Annotated in this window: 23 protein-coding genes and 1 pseudogene; 14 read left to right on the forward strand and 10 right to left on the reverse strand. The window is 73.1% G+C overall.

Annotation, left to right across the window (positions count from 1 at the left end; translation table 11 throughout):
* From M8C17_RS31120 to M8C17_RS31130, 3 genes and pseudogenes are all read left to right on the forward strand, one after another.
* Positions 1-99 (forward strand): annotated as a pseudogene (locus tag M8C17_RS31120) (short-chain dehydrogenase); the annotation flags it as partial.
* Positions 96-1,049: a glycosyltransferase family 9 protein gene (locus M8C17_RS31125; protein ID WP_252420263.1), complete on the forward strand. Its 954-nt coding sequence runs from the start codon at positions 96-98 to the stop codon at positions 1,047-1,049. The pseudogene M8C17_RS31120 and the gene M8C17_RS31125, both read left to right, overlap by 4 nt.
* The gene (locus M8C17_RS31130) at positions 1,033-2,016 is read left to right on the forward strand and encodes a DNA topoisomerase IB (RefSeq protein WP_252420265.1); all 984 of its coding nucleotides are present in this window, start codon (positions 1,033-1,035) and stop codon (positions 2,014-2,016) included. The genes M8C17_RS31125 and M8C17_RS31130 overlap by 17 nt, the downstream gene beginning before the upstream one ends.
* 175 nt (positions 2,017-2,191) lie before the next feature.
* Here the strand turns inward: M8C17_RS31130 and M8C17_RS31135 are convergent, their stop codons facing one another.
* Positions 2,192-3,226, reverse strand: a complete 1,035-nt coding sequence (locus M8C17_RS31135) for a helix-turn-helix domain-containing protein (RefSeq protein ID WP_252420267.1) — start codon at positions 3,224-3,226, stop codon at positions 2,192-2,194.
* A gap of 9 nt (positions 3,227-3,235) precedes the next feature.
* Positions 3,236-3,997, reverse strand: coding sequence for a TetR/AcrR family transcriptional regulator (locus tag M8C17_RS31140; RefSeq protein WP_252420269.1), 762 nt, complete (start codon positions 3,995-3,997; stop codon positions 3,236-3,238).
* 81 nt (positions 3,998-4,078) lie between these two features.
* On the opposite strand from M8C17_RS31140, the gene M8C17_RS31145 reads away from it, so the two are divergent.
* Positions 4,079-5,701: an MFS transporter gene (locus tag M8C17_RS31145; RefSeq protein ID WP_252420271.1), complete on the forward strand. Its 1,623-nt coding sequence runs from the start codon at positions 4,079-4,081 to the stop codon at positions 5,699-5,701.
* Between the two features lie 72 nt (positions 5,702-5,773).
* Here M8C17_RS31145 and M8C17_RS31150 read toward each other — a convergent pair whose 3' ends face one another.
* The 4 genes from M8C17_RS31150 to M8C17_RS32000 form a co-directional block, all read right to left on the reverse strand.
* Entirely contained in the window at positions 5,774-6,277 is a 504-nt protein-coding gene (locus M8C17_RS31150; RefSeq protein WP_252420273.1) for a hypothetical protein, read from the reverse strand.
* A 61-nt stretch (positions 6,278-6,338) separates the two neighbouring features.
* The gene (locus M8C17_RS31155; protein ID WP_252420275.1) at positions 6,339-7,970 is read right to left on the reverse strand and encodes an ATP-dependent DNA helicase RecQ; all 1,632 of its coding nucleotides are present in this window, start codon (positions 7,968-7,970) and stop codon (positions 6,339-6,341) included.
* A 140-nt stretch (positions 7,971-8,110) separates the two neighbouring features.
* On the reverse strand, positions 8,111-9,061 hold the full coding sequence (locus tag M8C17_RS31160) for a TIGR03557 family F420-dependent LLM class oxidoreductase (RefSeq protein ID WP_252420277.1): 951 nt from the start codon (positions 9,059-9,061) through the stop codon (positions 8,111-8,113).
* A 98-nt stretch (positions 9,062-9,159) separates the two neighbouring features.
* Positions 9,160-9,285 carry a hypothetical protein gene (locus M8C17_RS32000; protein WP_255421242.1) on the reverse strand — a complete coding sequence of 42 codons (126 nt, stop codon included), beginning with the start codon at positions 9,283-9,285 and terminating at the stop codon, positions 9,160-9,162.
* A 216-nt stretch (positions 9,286-9,501) separates the two neighbouring features.
* Here M8C17_RS32000 and M8C17_RS31165 point away from each other — a divergent pair, with 216 nt between their 5' ends.
* Positions 9,502-10,992, forward strand: a complete 1,491-nt coding sequence (locus tag M8C17_RS31165) for a glycoside hydrolase family 3 protein (protein WP_252420279.1) — start codon at positions 9,502-9,504, stop codon at positions 10,990-10,992.
* Between the two features lie 26 nt (positions 10,993-11,018).
* Here the strand turns inward: M8C17_RS31165 and M8C17_RS31170 are convergent, their stop codons facing one another.
* Complete coding sequence (locus tag M8C17_RS31170; protein WP_252420281.1) at positions 11,019-11,306, reverse strand: GNAT family N-acetyltransferase; 288 nt, start codon at positions 11,304-11,306, stop codon at positions 11,019-11,021.
* The gene (locus M8C17_RS31175; RefSeq protein ID WP_252420283.1) at positions 11,303-12,520 is read right to left on the reverse strand and encodes a cysteine desulfurase-like protein; all 1,218 of its coding nucleotides are present in this window, start codon (positions 12,518-12,520) and stop codon (positions 11,303-11,305) included. The genes M8C17_RS31170 and M8C17_RS31175 overlap by 4 nt, the downstream gene beginning before the upstream one ends.
* A 95-nt stretch (positions 12,521-12,615) precedes the next feature.
* On the opposite strand from M8C17_RS31175, the gene M8C17_RS31180 reads away from it, so the two are divergent.
* The 7 genes from M8C17_RS31180 (at position 12,616) to M8C17_RS31210 (ending at position 17,084) form a co-directional block, all read left to right on the forward strand.
* Positions 12,616-12,981, forward strand: a complete 366-nt coding sequence (locus M8C17_RS31180) for a hypothetical protein (protein WP_252420285.1) — start codon at positions 12,616-12,618, stop codon at positions 12,979-12,981.
* A gap of 58 nt (positions 12,982-13,039) precedes the next feature.
* Positions 13,040-13,861, forward strand: coding sequence for a DUF1206 domain-containing protein (locus M8C17_RS31185; RefSeq protein WP_252420304.1), 822 nt, complete (start codon positions 13,040-13,042; stop codon positions 13,859-13,861).
* A gap of 80 nt (positions 13,862-13,941) precedes the next feature.
* The gene (locus tag M8C17_RS31190) at positions 13,942-15,138 is read left to right on the forward strand and encodes a mechanosensitive ion channel family protein (protein ID WP_252420306.1); all 1,197 of its coding nucleotides are present in this window, start codon (positions 13,942-13,944) and stop codon (positions 15,136-15,138) included.
* A gap of 379 nt (positions 15,139-15,517) precedes the next feature.
* Positions 15,518-15,952 carry a phage holin family protein gene (locus tag M8C17_RS31195; RefSeq protein WP_252420307.1) on the forward strand — a complete coding sequence of 145 codons (435 nt, stop codon included), beginning with the start codon at positions 15,518-15,520 and terminating at the stop codon, positions 15,950-15,952.
* Positions 15,949-16,323, forward strand: coding sequence for a DUF3618 domain-containing protein (locus M8C17_RS31200; protein ID WP_252420308.1), 375 nt, complete (start codon positions 15,949-15,951; stop codon positions 16,321-16,323). Before M8C17_RS31195 ends, M8C17_RS31200 begins: the two co-directional genes overlap by 4 nt.
* Positions 16,320-16,592 (forward strand): DUF4235 domain-containing protein, encoded by a 273-nt coding sequence (locus M8C17_RS31205; RefSeq protein ID WP_252420309.1) that lies wholly within the window; start codon positions 16,320-16,322, stop codon positions 16,590-16,592. Before M8C17_RS31200 ends, M8C17_RS31205 begins: the two co-directional genes overlap by 4 nt.
* Positions 16,593-16,880: 288 nt before the next feature.
* The gene (locus tag M8C17_RS31210) at positions 16,881-17,084 is read left to right on the forward strand and encodes a cold-shock protein (RefSeq protein WP_007458127.1); all 204 of its coding nucleotides are present in this window, start codon (positions 16,881-16,883) and stop codon (positions 17,082-17,084) included.
* A 151-nt stretch (positions 17,085-17,235) separates the two neighbouring features.
* Here the strand turns inward: M8C17_RS31210 and M8C17_RS31215 are convergent, their stop codons facing one another.
* Positions 17,236-17,430 carry a hypothetical protein gene (locus M8C17_RS31215; RefSeq protein WP_252420310.1) on the reverse strand — a complete coding sequence of 65 codons (195 nt, stop codon included), beginning with the start codon at positions 17,428-17,430 and terminating at the stop codon, positions 17,236-17,238.
* 94 nt (positions 17,431-17,524) lie between these two features.
* Positions 17,525-18,508 carry an aldo/keto reductase gene (locus tag M8C17_RS31220; RefSeq protein WP_252420311.1) on the reverse strand — a complete coding sequence of 328 codons (984 nt, stop codon included), beginning with the start codon at positions 18,506-18,508 and terminating at the stop codon, positions 17,525-17,527.
* An 83-nt stretch (positions 18,509-18,591) separates the two neighbouring features.
* On the opposite strand from M8C17_RS31220, the gene M8C17_RS31225 reads away from it, so the two are divergent.
* Both M8C17_RS31225 and M8C17_RS31230 read left to right on the forward strand, forming a co-directional pair.
* The gene (locus tag M8C17_RS31225) at positions 18,592-19,386 is read left to right on the forward strand and encodes a trans-aconitate 2-methyltransferase (RefSeq protein ID WP_252420312.1); all 795 of its coding nucleotides are present in this window, start codon (positions 18,592-18,594) and stop codon (positions 19,384-19,386) included.
* Complete coding sequence (locus M8C17_RS31230) at positions 19,383-20,405, forward strand: adenosine deaminase (protein WP_252420313.1); 1,023 nt, start codon at positions 19,383-19,385, stop codon at positions 20,403-20,405. The genes M8C17_RS31225 and M8C17_RS31230 overlap by 4 nt, the downstream gene beginning before the upstream one ends.
* Positions 20,406-20,581 lie beyond the last annotated feature (176 nt).

The following is a 20,581-nucleotide window of genomic DNA, read 5'->3' on the forward strand; positions in this document are numbered from 1 at the left end:
GACACCGCCGCCGCCATCATGTTCGCCCTCAACCAACCACCCGGCTGCGCCATCCGCGAAATGATCGTCTGCGCCGAACAGGAAACCTCCTACCCGTGATCCTCGTCCTACGCGCCCTCGGCGTCGGCGACCTCGCAACCGCAGTGCCCGCGCTGCGGGCGCTGCGTGCCGCGTACCCCGACCAGGAGCTGGTGCTCGCGGCACCCGCCTGGCTGGCGCCGGTGGTCGACCTGGTGGGCGGCGTCGACCGGCTGGTGGACACCGTCGGGCTGGACGGGCCGGCCTGGCCCGGGCCGGCCCCGCACATCGCGGTCAACCTGCACGGCAAAGGCCCCCAGTCGCACCGGTTGCTCGCCGACACGCAGCCCCGACGGCTGCTCGCGTTCGCCAACGCCGACGCCGGCTTCACCGACGGTCCGTCGTGGACCCCCGACGAACACGAGGTCGACCGGTGGTGCCGGCTGCTGTCCTGGTACGACATCCCCGCCGACCGCACCAACCTGACGTTACGGCGGCCGGAACCAGCCGGCCTGCCCGCCGGGGCCACCGTGCTGCATCCCGGCAGCAACATCCCCGCCAAGCGTTGGCCCGCCGAGCGGTTCGCGGCGCTGGCCCGGGCGCTCACCGACCGGGGTCACCGGGTGCTGCTCACCGGCTCGGCCGACGAACGGATGCTGGCCGCCCGGGTGGCCGAGGCAGCCGGCCTGCCACCCACCGCCGTGCTGGCCGGCAGGACCGACCTCGGGGCACTCGCCGCCCTGGTCGCCGACGCCCGGTTGGTCGTCAGCGGCGACACCGGGGTGGCCCACCTTGCCACCGCCTACGGCACCCCTTCGGTGGTGCTCTTCGGGCCGGTGTCACCGGCCCACTGGGGGCCGCCGCCGGACCGCCCCCGGCACCGGGTGCTCTGGGCCGGACAGGTGGATTGGCCCAGGTGGGACGGGGTAGGAAGCCATCCGACATTGGCGGCCCTGCACGTGGACGAGGTGCTGGCCGCCGTGGCCGAGGTGGAACGGGTGGTGCGGGTCTCCGGTGCGGTTGCGGCGTAGTGATCCGGGTCGGCCGGGATACGGCCGTCGCCGGCGTGGCAAGGGCTGGCTCTACCTCGACCCGAGCGGTGCCCCGGTCAAGGACGCCGAGGTCCTGACCCGGCTGCGCGAGCTGGTCATCCCCCCGGCCTGGCAGGACGTCTGGATCTCGCCGTACCCGAACGGGCACATCCAGGCGACCGGGGTCGACGCGGCCGGGCGCAAGCAGTACCTCTACCACCCGCTGTGGCGGGAGAAGCAGGACGAGGCGAAGTTCGACCACGTGCTGGAGGTGGCCCGGCGACTGCCGGTGCTGCGGCAACGGGTGGGGCACGACCTCAACGGCCGGGGACTGGGGCGGGACCGGGTGCTGGCCACGGTGGCCCGGTTGCTGGACATGGGCATGTTCCGGGTCGGCAGCGACCAGTACGCGGCCGGCGACGAGCCGACGTTCGGGGTGTCCACCCTGCGCCCCGAGCACGCCCGCACGCGGGGCGGCTGTGTGATCTTCGAGTTCCCCGCGAAGGGCGGCATCGAGCAGGTGCGCCGGATCGAGGACCCGGAGCTGTGCCAGGTGCTGACCAACCTGCGCCGTCGCCGGCGGAAGGCGGACCGGCTGTTCGGCTACTGGGACGGCCGGGAGTGGCGCGACGTGCGCAGCGACGAGGTCAACGGCTACCTGCGCGACGCCAGCGGAGGAGAGATGACGGCCAAGGACTTCCGCACCTGGCACGCCACCGTGCTCGCCGCCACCGAACTGGCCACCGTCGGCCCGGCGCGGTCGATGACCGCGCGGCGCAGGGCCGTGGTCGCGGTGATGCGCGAGGTCGCCGAACTTCTGGGCAACACACCCACCGTGGCCCGTACGTCCTACGTGGACCCCCGGGTCGTCGACCTCTACCACGACGGGGTGGTGGCGCCGGTGGATCCGCAGGCGCCCCGTGAGGAGGCCGAAAGGGTCGTGCTGGAGCTGCTGGAGAAGGCCTGACCGGCCCCGCCAACGATCCTGGGGGGAGAGTGACGGGACCGGGGTCTCGGCCTGACCGTCGGGGTCGACACCGGGCGGCCGCCCGCCGCGGCCTGGCGGCGGGCGCCTCGCCACGGCCCCCGTTACGGTCGACCGTGGGCCCGCTGGACGGGCGGCGGGTCGGCCGCGTTGGTTGTCAGTCTGCCTCTGCCGAGTTGACCATGGACGCCGCGCGGTTGACGATCCGCGCCGGACCCGAGTGCGCCTCGCGGTACGCCTGTGGGCTCAGCCCGTACGCCGCCCGGAACACCCGGCTGAAGTGGGCCTTGTCCGGAAACCCCCAGCGTCCGGCGATGGTCTGCACGGCATGGGTGCGCAGCGCCGGGTCGGTGAGGTCGCGCCGGCACCGTGCCAAACGCAGGTCCCGGATGTACGACGCCACGGTGGCCTCCTCGCCCTCGAACAACCGGTGCAGTGAGCGCAGCGAGATGTGGTGGGCGTCCGCGACGGTCTGCGGGCTGAGCGTCGCGTCGCCGAGGTGGCGGTGGACGTACGCCTGCACCTGGGTGACCAGCGCCCGCCGGCGTACCTCGGTGGGTACCTCGTCCTCGGCGACCAGGTGTCGGCCGAGCATGGTGGTGGCCAGGTCCAGCCCCACGGCGCCGAGCCGGCTGGCGTCGGCGGCGTGGTACTGCTCGGGGTGCCCGGTGACCTGGAGCAGGAACTGCGCCAGCAACGCCCCGACTCCCTCGCTGCCGGACATCCGGCCGCCGTACAGCGCGGCCATCCGCTGCGGCGGTAGGGGCAGCGCCGCGTGCGGGATCATCGCGATGATGGAGCTGGCCTGGCCCCGCTCCGGCTCGGTGGCGTGGTGGCCGACGTCGTGCGGGCGGGAGGCGTCGTAGAAGGTGAACTCGCCCGCCCGGATCTCGCTGCGGCGACCGTCCTGGCTGGACGTGCCGACGCCATCCGTCGTGAGGGCGAGCATGTAGAGCTCCGGATCCGACTGGCGGACGAGCTTGCGGGTCCGGGTGGCGTCCAGCGACGGATAGCTGTAATTGATCAGCTGGATCGGGCCGAGATCGATGAAGTCGGCCCGGGCGGCGAAGTCGTCGGCGTGCGCGGACTGGATCCGCATCGGCGCCGAGGTGCGCGCCACCAGGTCCAGCCACATCCCGAACCGCTCAGCGGGCGGAAGGACAGTGGTGTCGATGGTGTCCCTGTGCAACATCGGGCCCCCTCAGACCGCTCGACGCCGGATCAGGGCTTCGATGCCGTCGAGGATGCGGTCGAGGCCGAAGACGAACTCGTCGTCGGGATTGTCCTCCTGGCCGAGCACGCCGGAGGTCAGCACCCGGTGCAGCGACGGGAAGCGGGCCGGGTCGATGAGCCGGCTGACCATCCGGCTGTACGCGGGCATCATCTCGCCCGGCTCGATGCCGGCGGCCCGGCTGCCCTCGGTGATCTGCGCGGTGAGGGTGGCCTCGTTGCGGACGTAACCCGTGATCAGTAGGAGTGCGGACATCCTCTCGCCCTCGGCCAGTGCGGTGCCGTCGAGGCAGCGCAGCCCGTCCTCGAGCCAGCCGAGCTGCTGGGGGGTGATCGGCGGGCCGGTGATCGGCACGTGCAGCAGCCAGGTGCGTTGCCGCAGCACGTCGTGTTCGGCCCAGGCCCAGCGGGTCAGGCCGGCGCGCCAGTCGTCCTCGGGTGCGGCCGGGCCGGGCGGTGGGCCGTACCCGGCGTCGACCATGAGCATGAGCAGCTCGTCCTTGGAGCCGACGTACCGGTAGAGGGCCATGGTGGCGGCGCCCAGTTCCTTGGCCACCCGGCTCATCGAGACGGCCGCCAGCCCGTCGGTGTCGGCCACCCGTACGGCGGCGTCCACGATGCCGCCCACGGTCAGCCCGGGCCGGGGGCCCTTGGGCGGCCGCTCACGCAGCCCCCAGGCGCTCTCGATGGCCGGCGGGATCGCCGGGCCGTTGTCGTCTGTCGTCGCCGCCACATGTCCTCCTTGCCTCGCCATCCTAGTTCTGCGTATGGTCTACGCATTACAGCGTACGTCATACGCAGAAGGAGTCCTCCCATGACAGCGACGACCGCACCGGCACCCCGCGCGGGCCGGCGGGAGTGGATCGGGTTCACGGTGCTGATGCTGCCGCTGCTCCTGGTCTCGATGGACGTGTCGGTGCTCTACTTCGCCGTCCCGTTCATCAGCGAGGAACTGCGCCCCACCGCCACCCAGCAACTCTGGATCTTCGACATCTACGGCTTCGTGCTGGCCGGACTGCTGATCACCATGGGCGCCCTGGGCGACCGGATCGGCCGGCGCCGGCTGCTGCTGCTCGGCGCCGCCGCGTTCGGCGCGGCGTCCCTGCTGGCCGCGTACGCCGACAGCCCCGCGACCCTGATCGCCGCGCGCGCCGTGCTCGGCGTCGGCGGGGCCACCCTGATGCCCTCCACCCTCGCCCTGGTGCGCAACATGTTCCACGACGCCAGGCAGCGCGGCACCGCGATCGGCATCTGGACGGCCACGCTCACCGGCGGCATCGCGATCGGTCCGGTGCTCAGCGGCATCCTGCTCGAGCACTTCTGGTGGGGCTCGATTTTCCTGATCAACATTCCGGCGATGCTGCTGCTTCTCCTGCTCGCCCCGGTGCTGGTGCCCGAGTTCCGCAACCCGGCGGGCGGGCGGTTCGACCTGCTCGGCGCGGTGCTGTCGCTCGGCGCCCTGCTGCCGGTCATCTACGGGATCAAGGAGATGGCCCGCGACGGCGTCGACGCGGCGCGGGTGGGGGCCGTCGTCGCCGGCCTGCTGGTCGGGGCGTTGTTCCTGCACCGGCAGCGCACCGGGGCGTACCCGATGATCGACCTGGCGTTGTTCCGCCGCCGTGGCTTCGCGGGGTCGCTCGCGGTCAACCTGCTGGCGATGTTCGCCCTGGTCGGCTTCGCCATCTTCACCACCCAGCACCTCCAGTTGGTGTTCGGCCTGAGCCCGCTGCGGGCGGCACTGTGGAGCCTCGTGCCCTCGCTGGCGGTGGGTGGGATCGCCCCGGCCGCGGCCGCGCTCGCCCAGCGCGTCGAGCGGGCGTATCTGATCGGGACGGGTTTCGGCATCGCCGTGGTCGGCTTCGTGGTGCTGACCCGGGTCACGCCGGAGTCGCACCTCTGGCTGCTGCTGCTCGGCGCCAGCATCTACGCGGCCGGTCTGGTGATGGTGATGTCGCTGGTCACCGAGCTGGTGCTCGGCGCGGCGCCGCCGGAGCAGGCCGGTGTCGCCTCGGCGCTGACCGAGTCCAGCAGTGAGCTGGGCGGCGCGCTGGGCATGGCGATCCTGGGCAGCGTCGGCGCGGCGGTCTACCGCCGCGAGGTCGTCGACGGCCTACCCGCCGGGCTGCCGGCCGAGGCGCGGGACACGGCCCGGGAGACGTTGGCCGGCGCGGTGGCGGTGGCCGAGGGGCTGCCGGCCGAGCTGGGCGACACGGTGCTGCACGTCGCTCGGCTCGCGTTCACCGACGGGCTGCACCTCGCCGCGATCGCCGCCGTGGTGGCGATGCTGCTGGGCGCGGCGACCGCGCTGGTCGCGCTGCGCGGCGTGCGGCCCGGTGACCCCGCCGTGCCGGACGCCGACCCGGTCCCGGCCGGTCCGGCCGCGTCGACGGTGGCCGACGGTCGGACCCCCACCCCGGCCGGTCCGGCGACCTCCTGACCAGCACAGCAGAGCAGCCGCCCGGTGGGCCTCCCCGGAGGGGGACCACCAGGCGGCCGCCTGTCGGGTGGGTCAGTCGTTGAGGACGTGCGCGAGCCGGTCGCGGAAGCGCCGCTCGGAGTCGCTGACCGACTCGCCGCCGAGGCCCAGCAGCCCACCGCTGGCAGCGGCGCCCACCACCTGCTCGGCGATCTTGACGAGCCAGTGCTTGTACGCGCCGGCCTCGCCCTCGTCGACCCGCGCGGCCAGCAGCGTGGCGGCCTCGGTGGCCCGCAGCAGCACGTCGTCGATCATCGCCCGGGGGTCGGCGGGGGCGATGACCGGCAGCTCCTCGCCGCTGTCCGGGTCGCCGACCCGGGTCACGATCTCGCCGGCCACGGCGGCGACCAGTGGGCTGGCCGACTCCCGGCCGGCGGCGATGGTCTCCAACCCGGCAGCGTTCTCCGCCATGGTCCGGCGGGTGCCGTCGGACTCGGCGGCGCTCGCCGCGGTCAGCACCGACTGCGGCAGGCCGACCAGCAGCCCCCACTCCTCGTCGGAGAAACCGAAACCGGTGTACGCCGGCTGCTCGATCACGGCAACGCCCCTTCCACCCTGCTCTGCTTGGTCAATCGGTTGGCCCGGTGCCCCGGTCAGGCTAGTCGAGGGTCAGCAGGCCCTGTTCGGACACCACGCGCACCGACAGCGTCTTGTACCCGACCTCGTCGAAGAGAACCGTCATCTTGTCCTCCTCGTACCCGAGCACCATGCCGGCCCCCCACTCCGGGTGGCGCACCTGGCTGTGCACGGGGAACGGCCCGACCGCGCCGTCGTCGGCGACGCTGGTGCCGGCGTGGCAGTTGTCGCAGTGCCCGCAGACCTGGGTCATCTGCTCGCCGAAGTACGCCAGCAGGGTCTGCCCCCGGCAGGCGCTGGTCTCGGCGAAGGCCCGCATCATGTCGGTGCGGGACCGCGTCACCGTCTGCTGTCGCTCCGCCTCGGCCAGCGCGGCCGCGGCGGCGTCGACCGGGGTGGGGGAGTAGCGGGGGGCGCCGATGCGCTGCCGGGCGCGTGGCTCGGCCGCCCCGACCTGCTCCAGCAGGGAGAGGTACTGGCCGAGCTTGCGCGGCCCGAGGCCGGTGGCCTCGCGCAGTTCGGTCTTGGTGGCCGGCTTGCGGCGCAGCAACGCGGCCAGGTCGCGTAGCTCGTTCTCGTCGGGCAGGCCACCGCTGAAGAACCGTTGCAGGCCCACGTCCTCGGCCTGCCAGAGCAGCAGCACCCGGGCCGGCTGCCCGTCGCGCCCGGCCCGGCCGATCTCCTGGAAGTAGCTGTCCGGCGAGTCGGGCAGCGCCATGTGCACCACCCAGGCGATGTTGGGCTTGTCGATGCCCATCCCGAACGCCGAGGTGGCCACCATGATGGGGACCTCGTCGGCGAGGAACGCCTCGTGCAGCTCGGCGCGCGGGCCGGCCGCCATCCCACCGTGGTAGAACTGCGCCGGGAAGCCGGCATCGGTCAGCCGGGCGGCGAGTTCCTCGGCGGCCCGGCGGGTCGGCACGTAGATGATCCCCGGCCGCTCGTCGTCGCGCAGCAGCGTGACCAGACGCCGCCACCGGTAGTCCTCCGTGGGGCAGTGCGCCACCTCGAGGAAGAGGTTGGGCCGGTCCAGCCCGGAAACCACCACCTCCGGCTTGCGCAGTCGCAGGCGGGCGATGATGTCGTCGCGTACCGGCGGGGACGCCGTGGCGGTCAGCGCGACCACGGGCGGCCGGCCGATGCCCTCGATCAGATGCCCGAGAGCCAGGTAGTCGGGGCGGAAGTCGTGCCCCCAGGCCGAGATGCAGTGCGCCTCGTCGATCGCCACCAGCGCCGGCTTGAGTGCCGCCACCTCGGCCATCCGATCGGGGTTGCTCAACTGCTCCGGTGTGATGAACAGAAACTCCGCCCGGCCCTCGCGAATCTCGGCGATCGCCTCGGCCTGCTGGGCGGCCGACTCGTTCGAGCTGATCCGCACCGCCCGCAGCTCCGGACGCTGGCGCTCGTTGAGCGCGGCGATCTGGTCCTGCTGCAGGGCCAGCAGCGGGGAGATCACCACGGTGGGGCCGGGGATCAGGCTGGCCGGGATCTGGTAGATGGCCGACTTGCCGGCGCCGGTGGGCAGCACCACCAGGGCGTCGCGTCGCTTCATCACCGCGCGCATGGCCGCCAGTTGGTTGGGCCGCAGCGCGGTCCAGCCGAAGAGGCTCCGCGCCGCGCGGCGCAACGTCATCGAGTGCGTGGACAGTTTCATCGAGGGCCGGAGGTACCCGACCCGATCACCACCGAAACTCGTTCGGCTGTGGCGCTGGCCATCCGCAACGGGATCGAGATCTTGGACAGGTGCCGGCGGTCGGACGGCACCTGTCCAAGACCTCCCCGACGTGGGACGGCTCAGCGCAGGCGGGGCAGGATCTCGCGCTGGTACAGGTCGAACAGGCCCTGGTGGTGCGGGCCGACGTTGGCCACGTACACCTCGTCGAAGCCGGCCTTGGCGTACTTGTCGATCATCTCCAGGTGCGCGTCGACGCTGTTGCCGCAGACGAACGCGTCCTTCATCATCTCCGGCTTGACCAGTTCGGCGGCCTGCTCGAAGTGGCGCGGCGACGGGAGCACCTGGGACAGCTCACCGGGCACCCCGGCGTTGGGCCAGCGCTCGTACGCGATCCGCACGCCCTCGTCCTCGCTGTCGGCGTACGCCGCCTTGAAGCCGGCCTGGCACGGCTTGTCACCGCCGCCGTTCTCCCGGAAGCGCCGGACCATCTCGGCGTCGGGCATGGTGCTCACGTAGCCGTCGCCGATCCGGGCGGCCAGGTCGATGGACTTCGGGCCGAAGCCGGAGACGTAGATCGGTGGGGGAGTGTCGGGCAGCGTGTAGATCCGGGCCTGCTCGACGGTGTAGTGCTTCCCGTGGTGGTTGACGAAGTCGCCGGTCCACAGCTTGCGCAGCACCTCGACGGCCTCCTCCAGCATTTCCAGGCGGACGTCGGCCTGCGGCCAGGCGTCGCCGAAGATGTGCTCGTTGAGTGCTTCGCCGCTGCCGACGCCGAGCACGAACCGCCCGCCGTGCAGCACGGCGCTGGTCGCCGCCGCCTGCGCGATCACGGCCGGGTGGATCCGCACGGTCGGGCAGGTCACCGCGGTGGTCACCGGCAACGAACAGACCTGGCTGAGCGCGCCGATCATCGACCAGACGAACGGGCTCTGCCCCTGGGCGTCCACCCACGGGTGGTAGTGGTCGGAGATCCACAGCGCCTCGAAGCCGGCTTGTTCGGCACCGCGCGCCTGCTCCAGCAGCTCGGCCGGCGTGAACTCCTCACTGGACAGAAAGTAACCGATCTTCATGGTTCCCCCTCGGCGGTGCGGGCCTGCTGACGGGGAAGCCGTACCCCGGCCACCGTCGGCCACACCCGGCCCGAGGGTGCCCGATCGGGCGGTCGCGCTCAGCGCCGGCCGAACATCGCCCGGATGGCGGCGAGGAGCAGCAGGGCGCCGACCACCAGGCCGAGCAGGCGTACGCCGGGGATGTCGGCCGGGCTCGTCGCGTCGGCCAGCAGGGCGGGATCCATGCCCGCACTCTCCCGGGGACCGCGCCTCCAGGCAACTGTAAGGTTTATTGACTATTGAATCGCTCGGTGTGACCATGGCAGCACCGCCTGCCGGTGGCGGTGCGCCCAGGGCGCGCGAGAGATGGGGTACGGGGGCCGCATGAGCGAGCGCAACCACCGGGTCGGCGCTGGCGCGCCAGCGCCGGGGACCAACGCCGACCACCACGGGGGGCCGGCGTGACCGCGCCCAGCGGACACCTCCCGGCGCTGGCCGCCGCCGTGCTGCAACCCGGGTTCGTCGGCACCACCCCACCACCGTGGGTGTGCCGCTGGCTCGGCGAGGGGCTCGGCTCGGTGGTGCTCTTCGCCCGCAACGTCGTCGACACCACCCAGGTGGCGGCCCTCACCGCGACGCTGCGCGCCGAGCGGCCCGACGTCATCGTGGCGATCGACGAGGAGGCCGGCGACGTCACCCGGATCGAGTCGGTGCGGGGCAGCTCCCGACCCGGCAACTTCGCCCTCGGCGCGGTCGACGACATCGAGCTGACCGAGGCGGTCGCCCGGGACCTCGGCGTCGAGCTGGCCGCGGCCGGCGTCACCCTCGACTACGCCCCGGACGCCGACGTCAACTCCAACCCCGCCAACCCGGTGATCGGCGTCCGCTCGTTCGGCGCCGACCCGGCGCTGGTCGCGCGGCACACGGCCGCCTGGGTACGCGGACTGCAGGCCGGCGGCGTCGCCGCCTGCGCCAAGCACTTCCCCGGGCACGGCGACACCCGGGTCGACTCGCACCACGACCTGCCCCGGATCACCGCCGACCGGGACCGCCTGGACGCCTGCGAGCTGGCCCCGTTCCGGGCCGCCGTGGCCGCCGGGGTGCAGGCGGTGATGACCGGCCACCTGCTGGTGCCCGCCCTGGACCCGCAGCTGCCGGCGACGTTGAGCCAGCGCATCCTGGGTGGCCTGCTCCGCGACGAGATGGGCTTCTCCGGCGTGGTGGTGACCGACGCCGTGGAGATGCGCGCGGTCGCCGACCGGTACGGCTTCGCCGGGGCGGCGGTCCGCGCGCTCGCCGCCGGAGCCGACGCCATCTGTGTGGGCGGCGAACGGGCCGACGAGCAGGCGGCCCGGGAGCTGCGCGACGCCATCGTGGCGGCGGTCGTCTCCGGTGAGCTGCCCGAGGAGCGCCTCGCCGAGGCGGCCAAGCGGGTCGGCCAGCTCGCGGCCTGGACGGTGGCGGCCCGCTCCGAGCGGTCGGCCGGTGCGCGCGGCGGCGCGGACGTCGGGCTCATCGCCGCCCGCCGCGCCGTGCGGGTCACCGTCGCGGCGCCCGGGACGGTCGCGTTGCCGCTGACCCGCGCGGCGCACGTGGTCGAGTTCGAGCCGCCGCGCAACATCGCCATCGGCGCGGAGACCCCGTGGGGCCTCGGCCTGCCGCTGGGCGAGCTGCTGCCCGGCACGAGCACCGTCCGCTACGCCGAGACCGACGTGCCGGCCGACCCGGGCGCCGGGGCGGGTGACCACCCGCTGGTGCTGGTGGTCCGTGACCTGCACCGGCACGAGTGGATGCGGGCCGCGGTGCGGCGCGCGCTGGCCGCCCGCCCGGACACGGTCGTGGTCGAGCTGGGCGTGCCCGAGCTGGTCACCGGCGCGGTGCACCTGGCCACGCACGGCGCCACCCGGGCCAGCGGGCGGGCCGCCGCCGAGGTGCTGACCGGCGCCCGCTGACCTCGCCCTCGCCGGGCACCCGGGCACTACTTCTGTACGGCGACCAGGTCGGCGTACTCCGGGTGCTTGTCGATGAACGCGGCCATGAACGGGCACTGCGGCACCACCGAGCCGCCACGGGCGCGTACCGCGTCCAGGGCGCCCCGGATCAGCGTGGCGCCCACGCCCTTGCCCTGAAACCCCGGGTCCACCTCGGTGTGCGTGAAGACCAGCAGGTCCCCGCGGGTCACGTACGCGGTGAAGCCGGCCAGCGCGTCGTCGACCAGGATCTCGAACCGGTGCTTGGCGGGGTTGTCCTCGACCAGGGTGCTCATCGGCCCATTCTCCCCGCCAGCGCGTCCAGTTCGGCGAGCAACCGGTCCACCTCGTCGGCCGTGTTGTAGTGGTAGATGCTGGCCCGGACCGCGCCGCCGCTGTCCCGCAGCCCCATCGTCTGGAAGTACTCGTAGGCGTAGTAGTCGCCGGCGGAGAGGCAGAACCCGGCGGCCCCCAGCGCCTCCTGGGTGGCCGCCGGCGACATCCCGGCGACCCGGAAGGAGACCGTCGGGCAGCGGCGTGCCGGCGACCCGTAGACGGTGATCGCCGGCAGCTCGGCCAGCCCGGCGAGCAGCCGCTCCAGCAGCGCCTCCTCGTGCGCCTGGGCGGCGGCCAGCCCGGCCCGCAGCCGTGCACGCCGGTCGCCGACCGCGTCCGGGTCCAGCCCGGCCAGGTGGTCCACCGCTGCGGCCACGCCGGCCAGCAGGGGGAAGCTCGGGGTGCCGTACTCGAACCGGTCCGGCACCGCGTCGGAGGACGGGACGAGCTTCGCCGGGCGCAGCGCCGCCCACCGGGCCGGGTCGCCCACCATCGCCGCCAGGTGCGGCCCGGACCACTTGTAGGCGCTGGTGACCAGCACGTCGGCGCCGAGCGAGGCCAGGTCGGTCGGCCCGTGCGGCACCGAGTGCACGCCGTCGACGCACACCAGCGCGCCGACCGCGTGCGCCGTCTTGGCGATCGCCGGCACGTCCGGCACGGTGCCGATGGCGTTGCTGCCGGCGGTCACCGCGACCAGCCTGGTGCGCTCGTTCACCAGCTCGGCGTACTGGCCGGCGGGCAGCTCACCGGTGTGCCGGTCGACCTCGGCCCAGCGCACCGTCGCACCGGCCGCCTCGGCGGCCTGCACCCACGGCCGCACGTTGGCGTCGTGGTCCAGCCGGGAGACCACCACCTCGTCACCCGGGCGCCAGCCCGCGCCGAGCGTGCGGGCCAGGGTGTACGTCAGCGCGGTGGCGCTCGGGCCGAGCACCACGCCGGCCGGGTCGGCGTCGAGCAGGTCGGCCACCGCCGACCGGGCGGCGGCCACCAGCTCCAGCGACCGGCGACCCGGCGTGAAGGCGGCACTGCGGTTGCCCACGGCGCTCCGCATGGCGTCGGTGACCGCGTCGATGACACCGGCCGCGGTCTGGGTGCCGCCGGCCCCGTCGAAGTGGACGAAGCCCTCGGTCAGGGCGGGGTAGGCGGCCCGGGTGCGGGCGATGTCGAAGGGCATGTCGGGACCCTAGCCGGTGCCCTCGCACCCCGGTCGGCCGGCGCGATGATCACCGTTCGGTGGAGGTGTCGCGAACGTCTCGTACCCTTGGCGGGGTGACGAACCGACCCGCCACCATCCCGAAGCCCACCGTCCGCCGCGCCGCCGGTCTGTTCGCCGGCCTGGCGCTCGGCCTCGCCGTGCTCGCCGGCTGCAGCTCACAGGGCGCCTCCACAGACTGCGGGCTGGACGCCTGCACGGTCACCTTCGAGCGGGGTGTCGACGCGAGCGCCACCATCCTGGGCGTCGAGGCCAAGCTGGTCGGCGCCGAAGGCGACCAGGTGACCGTCGAGGTCGCCGGCGAACAGCTCACCCTCACCACCGGCCAGCAGGCCACCGAGGCCGGGGGCTTCGCGGTCACCCTGGACAGCGTCACCGACCAGCAGGTCAAGATTCGCGTTTCACGCAACCCGGGCAACTGACCAGCGCGGGGGCGGTGGCCGACGTTTGGGGATCTCCGGAATCGGAGATTGTGGCGCCATGTCACTCACCCGTAGCGCCGAAGCCACCGCCTCCCGTACGGCGGACAGCCGGTGGCTGGAACTCCTCGCCCGGGCCGGCTTCATCGGCTACGGCATCGTCCACCTGCTCTTCGCCTGGCTGGCGTTGCAGATCGCGTTCGGGAAGTCCAGCGACGACGGCGACCAGTCCGGCGCCCTGCGGACCCTCTCCGCGCAGCCGCTGGGCAAGTTCCTCGTCATCGCCACCGCGGTGGGCCTGCTCGCGATGGCGATCTGGCAGGCGCTGGAGGCGGCGGTGGGGCACCGCGCCGAGCAGGGTAGGGAGCGGGTCGTGGAGCGGCTCGGCTCGGCCGGCCGGACCATCGTCTACCTCTACTTCGCCTGGACCGCGTTCAAGGTCTTCAAGGACGCCGGTTCCAACAGCGCCGACCAGCAGGAGGCGTTGACCGGCAAGCTGATGACCTCCAGCGGTGGCCGTTGGCTGGTCGGCCTGGCCGGGCTCGTGCTCGCCGCGATCGGTGTCGGCCTGGTGATCTACGGTCTGGTCAAGCGGTTCGAGAAGCACCTGAAGACCGGGCAGATGAGCCCGAAGACCCACAAGCTGACCCGCCGGCTGGGCATCGCCGGCTATGTCGCCAAGGGCATCGCGTACGGCATCGCCGGCCTGCTGATCATCGTGGCGGCGGTGAACTACGACCCGGAGAAGGCCCGTGGTCTGGACGCCGCGCTGCACGCGCTGCGCGAGCAGTCCTACGGCACGGTGCTGCTGAGCCTGGTCGCCCTCGGCATCGCCGCCTTCGGCCTGTTCTGCTTCCTGCAGTCCCGGTACCGCAAGGTCTGAGCTCGCCGATTCGGGAGGCGTGGGGCACTATTGGGCTTTTGCCCGAGCACCGTCGCCCATCCGGAGGGAGCACCACACCCGTGCAGAGTTACCTCGGAACGGCCGTCGCCGCGCTCGTCGCGGCGGCGGTCGCCCTGTTCCTGGTCGAGGTCGTCCACCGGGTCACCCGGCGGCTCGGCCAGCGCTCACTGCTGATGACGGAGCTGACCGACCACGCGCACCGCCCGTTCCAGGTCGCCGCCACGGTCCTCGCGGTGCAGTTCGCCGCCCGCTTCAGCACCGGGTACGCCGTCGGTGAGGGCTGGCGTCGCCTGCTGCTGCACCTGCTCATCCTCGGCGTCATCGCCACCACGGCCTGGCTGGTGGCCGCGCTGCTGGTGGTCGTGGAGGACACCGCGCTGGCCCGGTTCCGGGTCGACGTGCCCGACAACCGGCACGCCCGGCGGGTACGGACCCAGGTGGTGATGCTGCGCCGGCTGACCATCGCGGTCATCGTCATCCTGACCGTCGGCGTGATGCTCATGACCTTCCCGAGCGTGCGCGGCATCGGCGCCGGCGTGCTGACCTCCGCCGGCGTGGTCGGTGTGGTGGCCGCGCTGGCCGCGCAGAGCCTGCTCGGCAACGTCTTCGCCGGCCTCCAGCTCGCCTTCAGCGACGCGGTCCGGCTCGACGACGTGGTGGTCGTCGAGGGGGAGTGGGGCCGGATCGAGGAGCTGACCCTCAGCTACGTGGTGGTGCAGATCTGGGACGACCGCCGGCTGATCCTGCCCACCTCGTACTTCACCAGCAAGCCGTTCCAGAACTGGACCCGGACCGAGGCGGCGGTGCTCGGCACCGCCGAGTTCGACGTGGACTGGGCGGTGCCGGTACAGGCCATGCGGGAGGAGCTGCGCCGGCTGGTCGAGAGCACCGAGCTGTGGGACGGCCGGGTCTGCGTCCTGCAGGTGACCGACGCCACCGGCGGGACGGTCCGGGTGCGCGCGCTGGTCAGCGCCGCCGACGCGGGCAGCCTGTGGGATCTGCGCTGCCTGGTACGCGAGCACCTGGTGGCCTGGATCCGCGAATCCCGCCCCACCGCGATGCCCCGGATGCGCACCGAGCTGGGTGACGCCAGCAGCAACCTGCCCTGGCAGTGGGTGCAGCCGCGCCGCCCGGTACGCCGGCTCGGCGACACCGACGTCCCGGACGACGCCCGCGTCTTCGGCGGCAGCGACGACGGCGCCGCCCGCAGCGAAGCCTTCGTCGGCCCCGAGGAAACCCCCAACCACCGCCCCTGACCCCGCCCCACCCGCCCCACCCGCCCCTACCCCAGGTGATCATGAAGTTGGCGACGGCTGTGACGGCGTGTCGTGCCACCAACTTCATGATCAGCGCCGTGGAGTGGACGGGTCGGGCGTTTCTGGGGGACGGGGATCGGCGTTGGTGAGGCGAGGGTGGTGCGAGGTCTTGGGTGGTCCGGCAAGGAAGGTCCGATCGGCGAGGTTTGACCGGGCTTAGGTGGGGGACCTGCTGCCGGACGTCTCTACTGCACTGCGCCCGGCTGGGCCAGCGGCTCGGCAACCGCACGAACGGGAACGGTGACCGGGTTGGCGCGCTTTAGGATTGACGGGCGGCGACTCCGGGCATACAGCGCGGTGATGAGGAAAGGAGGACAGCATGGCTGATGTGGCGAACGCCCGCACATCCCAGAACGGGAGCGAGCCCTCCACCGCCGAGTTGGTGCAGCGGGCCACCGAACAGGTCTCCCGCCTGGTGCGGGACGAACTGGCGCTGGCCCGGGCGGAGTTGACCCAGAAGGGCAAGCACGCCGGCATCGGGATCGGTCTGTTCGGCGGCGGCGGCGCGCTGGCGTTCTTCGGCCTGGGCGCCCTGGTCGCCACGGCGATCCTGCTACTCGACCTGGTGCTGCCCGCCTGGGCCGCCGCGCTGATCGTGGCGGTGGCTCTCTTCCTGGTGGCCGGCGTCCTCGCCCTCGTGGGCAAGAAGCAGGTGAGCCGGGCGGTCCCGCCGGTTCCCGCGGCCACCGTCCGCAGCCTCCGGGCCGACGTGGACACCGTCACCGCCGCGGTGAAGGACAGGGGACGGTCATGACGGGCAACGGATCGGGTGACACGGAGGCGCTCCGCGAGGAGATCCGTCGCACCCGGGTCGAGTTGGGCGAGACGATGGAGGCGCTGGCCGCCAAGGCCGACGTCAAGGCGCGCCTGAAGGAATCCGCCGGGCAGGCGAAGGAGCGGGTGCGCGAGCAGGCGGCGCAGACCGTGGCCCGGGTCCGGGGGCAGGCAGCCGCCCGCGCCGGGGCGGCGCGCGCGCAGGCGCAGGAGAAGGGCGAGCTGGTGCGCGCACAGGCGCACGAGAAGGGCGAGCTGGTACGACGAAACCCGGTGCCGTGGGCGGCCATCGCCGCCGGTGCGGTGGCCACCGTGGTGGTGCTGATGATCGTGCGGGGGAGGCGTAGGTGAGCAAGGGCATCGGCAGGGCCGCGTACCGGCCGGTCGGCGTGCTGTTGGGTATCGCCGCCGGTGCGGCGGCGGGGGCGATCTTCCGGCAGATCTGGAAGGTCACCGCGGGCGACGGTGAGGCGCCCATCGCGACCGACGAGGACCGGGGCTGGGGCGAGATCCTGGCCGCCGCGGCGTTGCAGGGGGCCATCTTCGCGGTGGTCCGTGCGGCGGTGGATCGGGGTGGAGCGGTCGGTGTCCGGCGGATGACCGGCCACTGGCCGGACTGATCGCCACGGCGCCCTCGGCCCCCTCCCCGCATCGACGGGCAGGGGGCCTTTCGCATCGCGTCGGCCGCCGCCCAGCGACCTGAGGCATCCGTCAGGTCACATGTCGGAGAAATTCGTCGAGAAGGTCGTGACAGACTTTTTGGGTACGTGATTTGCTGATCCACGCTGCTGCGAGATGGCGTGGGTTGAGAGAAGTCTCCTTCGTGGGGGCCGCCTCAGGCGCCGCTGCTCGAAACGGCCAATCGGCCGTACGGCGTGCACGGCCACCAGTTTTAGAAGGAGATACACATGGCGCAGGGAACCGTGAAGTGGTTCAACGCTGACAAGGGCTTCGGCTTCATCACCGTCGACGGCGGGGGTGCTGACGTGTTCGTCCACTTCTCGGCCATCCAGACCAGCGGCTACCGGTCGCTGGAGGAGAACCAGCGGGTGGAGTTCGAGATCGCTCAGGGTCAGAAGGGCCCCCAGGCTGAGCAGGTCCGTCCCCTCTGAGTAATGTGGCCGGCCCCCGCCGGCCAGTGGGACGATCCGGCCAGGGGTCGTTGTGTAGCCCCGTATCCCATCCGGGATGCGGGGCTTTCCACGTGCCAGCCCTTCCACTGCCAGCCGCCCCGGAGCCACTGTGGACCAGGCCGGCCGCCGGTCAGTGTCGGCGGCGCGACCGCAGGCCGAACCAGAGCAGCACCAGCCCGGCCAGGGCCACGAGCGGGCCGAGCACCGCCCAGATCCGCTCGTCGGTCATCACGCTGCCACGGACGTAGCCGAGGCCCTGCACCGTCCACACCGCGCCGATGACGACCGCCAGCAGGCCGAGGGTGAGCGCGAGCCAACCCCTCATCGCGTCCCCCCTCCGCCGGGCCTGCCGGTGCGCCGCCCCGGGTTCCCAGCATCGCCGGACGGGCGGCCTGGTGCGAGCACCCGGGGTGCGCGGGTCACCACCGGTCGTGCACCTGGGGGCGGATCAGCTCGTCGTAGACCTCGCGCACGCCCGCCAGCTGCTCGGCCGAGAGCGGCGACAGATCGGCCGCGGCGGCGTTGCGCCGGGCCTGGTCGGCGTCGCGGGCGCCGGGGATGACGACGGTGACGCCGGCCTGGTCCAGCACCCAGCGCAGCGCGAACTGCGCCATCGTGCGGTCCGCGTCGACCAGCGGCGCCAGCCGGCGTACGGCTGCCAGCCCGCGCTCGAAGTCGACCCCGGAGAACGTCTCGCCGACGTCGAACGCCGCGCCGTGCCGGTTGTAGTTGCGGTGGTCGTCGGCCGGGAACTCGGTGTGCTCGTCGTACCGGCCGGAGAGCAGGCCGCTGGCCAGCGGGACCCGGGCGATGATGCCGACCCCGGCGGCCGCGGCGGCGGGCAGCACCTGCTCCAGCGGCTTGTGCCGCACGGCGTTGAGGATGATCTGGACGCTGGCCACCCCGGGGCGGGCGATCGCGGTGAGCGCCTGGTCGCAGGTCTCCACGCTGACCCCGTATCCGGCGATGGCCTTCTCGGCGACGAGGGTGTCCAGGGCGTCGAAGACCGCGTCGTCGGCGAAGACGGCGGTGGGCGGGCAGTGCAGCTGGACCAGGTCCAGGGTGTCCATCCCCAGGTTGGCCCGGGACCGGTCGGTCCACTGCCGGAAGTTCGCCAGGGTGTACGCCTCCGGCCGCTGCTCGACCCGGCGGCCCATCTTGGTGGCGACGGTCAGCCCGGCGTCGGGCCGGGAGCGCAGGAAGCGCCCGATCAGCTGCTCGCTGCGGCCGTCGCCGTACACGTCGGCGGTGTCCAGGAAGGTGACCCCGGCGTCCACGGCGGCGGCGAGCACCGCCATCGCGTCGTCCTCGGTGACGGTGCCCCAGTCGGCGCCGAGCTGCCAGGCACCCAGGCCGACCACGCCGACGGTCCGGCCGAGCCGGTTGAAGCTGCGCTGTTCCATGCCCCGAGCCTAGTGATCGGGTTGCCGGCCTGCCAGGCGAGCCGTAGGGTAAACAAGACGGACGTACGGTTTGGGAGGCGACGATGTGGGACCCGGCCACGTACCTGCGCTACGGCGACGAGCGGTCCCGGCCGTTCCACGACCTGGTCGCCCGGATCCCGGCCGAGCGCCCCCGGACCGTGGTCGACCTCGGCTGCGGCCCCGGCCAGCTCACCGCCACCCTCGCGCAACGCTGGCCCGCCAGCAGGGTCATCGGCCTCGACTCCTCGCCCGAGATGATCGAACAGGCGAGCGCCCTGGACACCCCGGTCGACTTCGCCGTCGCCGACGTACGGGACTGGCACCCGGCCGGCGACGAGGACGTCCTGGTCACCAACGCCGTGCTCCAGTGGGTCCCCGGCCACCGGGAGTTGCTGCGGCGCTGGGCCACCGAGCTACCCGCCGGCGCCTGGCTCGCCATGCAGGTCCCCGGCAACTTCGACGCCGCATCGCACCGCGCGCTGCGGGAGGTCGCCGACCGGCCGGCCTGGCGCGCCCGACTGGCCCCGCTGCTGCGCGCCGACCCGGTCGACGACCCGGCCGACTACGCGGCGCTGCTGACCGGTGCCGGCTGCGCGGTGGACGCCTGGGAGACTACCTACGTGCACCTGCTACCGGCCCGGCCCGCCGCCGACCACCCGGTGCTGGCCTGGATGGAGGGCACCGCGCTGCGCCCGGTCCGGGCGGCCCTGGACGCCGCCGGCTGGTCCGCCTTCCGGGCCGAGCTGGGGGTCCGCCTCGCCGCCGCCTACCCGCCGCGGCAGGGCCAGGTGTACTTCCCGTTCCGCCGCGTCTTCGTCGTCGCCCGAACGGGCGACCGTGCCGAGGAGAACCCGTGACCGATCTGCCCACCTTCATCGCCGGACTGCCCAAGGTGGAGCTGCACGTGCACCACGTCGGCTCCGCCTCCCCCCGGATCGTCGCCGAACTGGCCGCCCGGCACGAGGGACGCACCCCGGTGCCGGCCGACCCGGAGGCGCTCTCCGACTACTTCGAGTTCCGCGACTTCGCGCACTTCGTCGAGGTCTACCTGAGCGTCGTGGACCTCATCCGCGACCCGGAGGACGTCTGGATCCTCACCCACGAGGTGGCCCGGGAGCTGGCCCGCCAGCAGGTCAGGTACGCGGAACTGACCATCACCCCGTACTCGCACGTGCGCCGGGGCATTCCCGCGCCGGCCTTCTGCGAGGCGATCGAGGACGCCCGCAAGCGCGCCTCGGTCGACTTCGGCCTCGACCTGCGCTGGTGCTTCGACATCCCGGGTGAGGCGGGCCTGCCGGCGGCGGAGGAGACGCTGCGCATCGCGCTGGACGAGCGCCCGGACGGGCTGGTCAGCTTCGGCCTGGGTGGCCCGGAGATCGGCGTACCCCGGCCGCAGTTCCGGCCCTACTTCGACCAGGCCAGGGCGGCCGGGCTGCACTCGGTGCCGCACGCGGGGGAGACCACCGGCCCGCAGACGATCTGGGACGCGCTGAACGAGCTGGGCGCCGAGCGGATCGGGCACGGCATCTCCGCCGCGCAGGACCCGGAGCTGCTGACGTACCTGGCCGAGCGGCAGATCGGCATGGAGGTCTGCCCGACGTCCAACCTGCGGACCCGGGCGGTGGCGACCCTCGACGAGCACCCGCTGCCCCGGCTGGTCGAGGCCGGGCTGCTGGTCACCATCAACTCCGACGACCCGCCGATGTTCGGCACCACCCTGAACGACGAGTACGCGGTGGCCGCCCAGCTGCTCGGGGTGGGTCCGCAGGGGCTGGCCGGGCTGGCCCGCAACGCGGTGACCGCGTCCTTCCTCGACGAGGCCGGGAAGCAGCGGATCATCGCAGAGATCGACGCCCACCTCGCCGCCGCCGGCTGAGCCGGTCGTGGAGCAGGGCGCGCGGCGGGAGCATGGGTGTGGGGGGACCTGGCTCCCGCCGCGCGCGCGGCTCCACCGGTCGGTGGGTGCACTCGGTGCGCCGGCCGGTGGAACTGGTGGGTTCGTGCTTCGATCCTGACAGCCCGTCGCCGCCGGACGACGATCGTTAACCGCGA

Origin of the sequence: Micromonospora sp. RHAY321 (assembly GCF_023896955.1) — a bacterium.
Classification (GTDB): domain Bacteria; phylum Actinomycetota; class Actinomycetes; order Mycobacteriales; family Micromonosporaceae; genus Micromonospora.